Consider the following 4,003-nt stretch of genomic DNA (forward strand, 5'->3'; position numbering starts at 1 on the left):
CAGGAGAGGGGGAAGGGGCCAGGGGATAGGGGTGAGGATGGAAAAGAGCAGGATTTCATTTCAATATTACTGAGGCTGAGCAGATACTATTGGTTTTGTTTTCTCTGTGGCTTTATCACCATTCAAAGCACAAAGGGCACAGAAAGAAGTTTCCTATTCGTTTCCTCCGGCGTGTTTTTACAACCGTAAAACCAACGCCCGCCTTCTGTGCGGCGGGCGTCTTGTGGCATATCAGGCTTCCATGCCGACGATCAGCAGAAAACATACGATCAAACCTGCGATCAGGCCGCCGACGCCTCCCGGTCCGGCTTTCCCTTCGAACGATGGCTTGCCGTTGCCGCTCCTGTTGAAATTACTCCCGCAAACGGGCTGAAGAACAGCCCCTAACAGGATCCCGGAGGGCCGCCGTAGATCAAGCCGGTCATAAATCCCTTCGCTGCAGCCTTGCCGAACATGGGGCGGCCTCCTACAGATATGGCCGCGGCGACCGGCATTCCTATGAGCAGCGTCGAAACCCCGCGTCAAACCCGGCGTCGAGTCCGATGAGTGTTCGGCACAACCCGCCGTTGAGTTGCGCCGGCAATGATCCGTTTCCGGGGCGGCCTTGGTCCATCCGGGGCAACTCCTCATAAATCCGACCGGCAAAGGCGGAAGGATAGCATTCGCAGTTTACCGTTTTTATTCCTCCATTCCGGGAGCCAGTTTGCGGAAAAGGGATGGATCGGCGGGTATGTCCGGGAGCGTGACGGCGTAATCCGTCGTTCCGGCCCGATCATTTAATTGAAAGGAGTGCCACGGATTGTGGGTCGGCGCGCCGAAACAGACGTCCAACTTCCTATCCTGCAAGTCGAATACTCCCGCCCAAAGCGTGCCCAGATAGTCGCTGTAATGATGGCAGCAAGTACCGTTCGGGTAAACGTCCGAGAGGATGCCTTTGATGGTTGCGAACGACACCCTGGGCGCGGCGTCTTCCAGCCGTTTGCGGATGGTTTTGTACCGGACCAGCGAGTTCCACATCCGGCCCAGGTCATGGGGCTTCATCTCCGGCAGGTTGTAGTGGTTTGTGGAGAGTAGGAATGACTCGGGGGTTTCCGAATCGATGCGCTTGACCGCCCGGTGGGTACAGGCGATCTCCATCAGCGCGGCCCGGCCGGAAGCGTCGGCCAGGACCAGGTTAAAGTTGAAGGAGACCGGAATCGTTCGTACCAATTCAACGGCATCCTCCACATTGGCGCAGCGGTCCAGCACCGTGCGGACCACGGCCCAGAACATGCAGCCGCCCGGTTGGGTCGGGGCCATGGGCGCGCCCGCCGAGATGGTGGCACACAGCCCGTGTTCGTTCAGGCCGTCGTCGCGGCCGAACAGCACTTCGGAGAAACCGACGTGCGCCGGCCGGCCGTCGATCCGCATGGTGACAAGGCGCAGATCCGACTGCTCGTGGCTGAACTCGTAGCTCCGCCCGACGCGCAAATGCCCGTCGGCGGAGATGTTCGGCAGGACGGCGAAGTGGCTGCAACGCCCGCCGCCCGGATAGGTGACGGCGTAATAGACCGACCGCTCGACGGGCGCGCCCAGGGCTTTGGCGAAGCCCGCCATTTCCTCCTCCAGGCCGGGGGTGTGCTTGCGGAAGAAGGACAAAGCGGCATCGGTCTCCTTCGGATTGAGCGGCTCGCGGTTGGGCGGCGGGGAGGTGAAAAATTCGGCCGCCTTCGGCGATCGCTCTGCGAGAAGTTCGCCCTGCATCCGCCCGACTTCGAAAGCGCTCCCTTCCAGCACGCTGTGGGTGAACGCAACCCTACGCAGGGTCGGTTGATCTTCCATCAAGATTTCCTCACTTTCTATCCGGATTGGTTACGATTGTCATTATACGGAGACATGCCGGCCATTTCTTTTTATATTCCATCGTCTTGAACACTCCGGGATCATCCATGGTTGTGCGGAGCGGCATGGAAAAAACCCCGTTTTACAGCGAAAACAACCCCGTTCTTTGGACACGATCCGTCATGCCCTTTTAGTAAACCGCCGCATGGCAATCGCTATTTTGATTTTTCCCACCCCTAGTTGCCCTTTCCCCCGAAGGAGACTTTTTCCGCTCTTTATCGGATTGCCGTCGCCGTCGCCCACTTCTTCGCCAGCTAACAGCCGTTCAGGATTTCCCCGTCGGTCAGCTGCCGGTAGGCTTCGGCGCTCCATCTCCCCGGCGGGATGAGCATCCCGAAGGTAGCGTCTTCCGAAAGGAGATGATATTCGCAATTTTCTGTCGCAATCCTGAATGACTCCGGCGTCGGAAGCGGTTGCTTCACTTTTTCGGCGCACTCCGCCATGGAAAACCGGCGCAGGAATTAATAACTTCACTGCAAAGACGCGAAGAACGCCAAGTTTTTCCCAGGAATTCTTTGCGGACTTGGCGTCTTTGCGGTTATTCTTCATGTTCTTGCATTGGAGTCATTAATAGGACCAGAGGCTCTCCCTCCGCCGGATCATTTCCCCTTCCACATCTTGAGAAAGAAGGCGGCCGGCAGCACCCAAAAATAATAGATCCCGACTGGATTCCACATGCGGAATCCGCCGCTCAGGAGCAAAGCGGCCGCCGCCGCGAGGAAGAAGGCGAGCAGGACGAACGTGACGATCCGCTTAGCCCGCGATCCGTAAAACGTCGCCGACCGCCGGCCCGTCCCGGGCGCCGCCGCGCCGCCGCCGATGAGCGTTTCCAACGCCTCAAAGAAAGCTTGGAAATCGGATGAATCCCCCCATTTAAAGCGAATCACCGAGATCGTCTCCCCATTGCGCAGGTTGATCTTCAGGCTGAATAGGATTAATTCCTGGTAATAGGCATAAGAGAGGACGTCACCCTCGACGATGATCTGTTCCCCGCCCCGCTTTGGCCGGATGACGAACGCGCGGCCCGCAAGGCGCGCCTCGGCGGGCGTGACGGCGAAGAGGGGCGAAGTTATAAACGCCGCCGCGATCAGCGCGGTCAGAAGGAGATATTGAATGCCCTGCGGGATCGATGCGAACCCCTGCAACAGCAACAGGAACGCGGTTCCCAGCACGATCTGGCCGATCAGGACCGCCAGAAAGGTCCCGGTTTGGTAGAGAGACAAACGGTATGTCCGTTCCGCATTCATGCTTAACCCCGGCGTCTATCCCGCCCTGCGTTTGCCGGCAACTTGTACATCCGGCCAGGAGATGAAACCGAAAAATATTATCGACAAAGACCGCCTCGCCGGGAAAAGCCAGCGCTTTGTTACTTTCGGTATCGAAGCGTGTCCAGTCGTTCCTCCCCATTTATCCGAGGGCTTCTAAAAAACCGAGGCCATACCTGCGCGGAGCCCTCGGAAACGGGGAGCTGATCCGGAGTATATCAAGGGATTCCCGAATTTCACCCAATCCCGTCTTCGTTTCCCTATTGAGGATGTTGAAAAAAAGCGTCTGCTCGCCCCGATGTAAGGGAAGTTGAAAACACCGAAAAACGCGCCCTAACACATCTCCCTCATCCCATCCTCCCGTCATTGTCCCAAGCGCCTGTCCCGAGTGCTTGTCCCGAGCACAGCGAGTGACAGCGACGGGAGGGCGGATGAGGGGGTGACTTAGTAAATACAGAAAATCAAACATGACTTCACTGCAAAAAGCCATTTCGCACCGCAAAGAGGCGAAGAACGCCAAGTTTTTTTCAGGAATTCTTCACGGACTTGGCGTCTTTGAGTTTATTCTTCATGTTCTTGCAGAGGAGTCTTAACTTTCCAACCAGATTTATCGGTGTTTTTTTATTTCTAGGCCCAAACCGGATAAGGAAAACCTTTGGAAAAACCGCATGGATCCGTAAAGAACGCATACCATACCATCCTAGCCTATCCAGCCGGCTTGACCGGTCTTTTCAACCAATTTCGCAATAATTTGGACAAAACAAATGAAAATATGACTCCACTGCAAAAAGGTTGATCGAAAAACGAATCCCGGCCGAGTCCAAGGTGTTCTATTCCATGAACGAACCCCACCTCAA

General features: G+C 56.4%; 3 protein-coding genes. All 3 read right to left on the reverse strand.

The features are described from left to right. Positions 1-678: 678 nt before the first annotated feature. Positions 679-1,821, reverse strand: coding sequence for a hypothetical protein (locus JW929_16675; GenBank protein MBN1441041.1), 1,143 nt, complete (start codon positions 1,819-1,821; stop codon positions 679-681). 180 nt (positions 1,822-2,001) lie between these two features. Next, complete coding sequence (locus tag JW929_16680) at positions 2,002-2,430, reverse strand: hypothetical protein (protein MBN1441042.1); 429 nt, start codon at positions 2,428-2,430, stop codon at positions 2,002-2,004. Positions 2,431-2,480: 50 nt separating this feature from the next. Next, positions 2,481-3,104 carry a hypothetical protein gene (locus JW929_16685; protein MBN1441043.1) on the reverse strand — a complete coding sequence of 208 codons (624 nt, stop codon included), beginning with the start codon at positions 3,102-3,104 and terminating at the stop codon, positions 2,481-2,483. Positions 3,105-4,003: the final 899 nt, after the last annotated feature.

The organism is Anaerolineales bacterium, assembly GCA_016928575.1.
In the GTDB taxonomy this organism is placed as follows: Bacteria; Chloroflexota; Anaerolineae; order Anaerolineales; family RBG-16-64-43; genus JAFGKK01.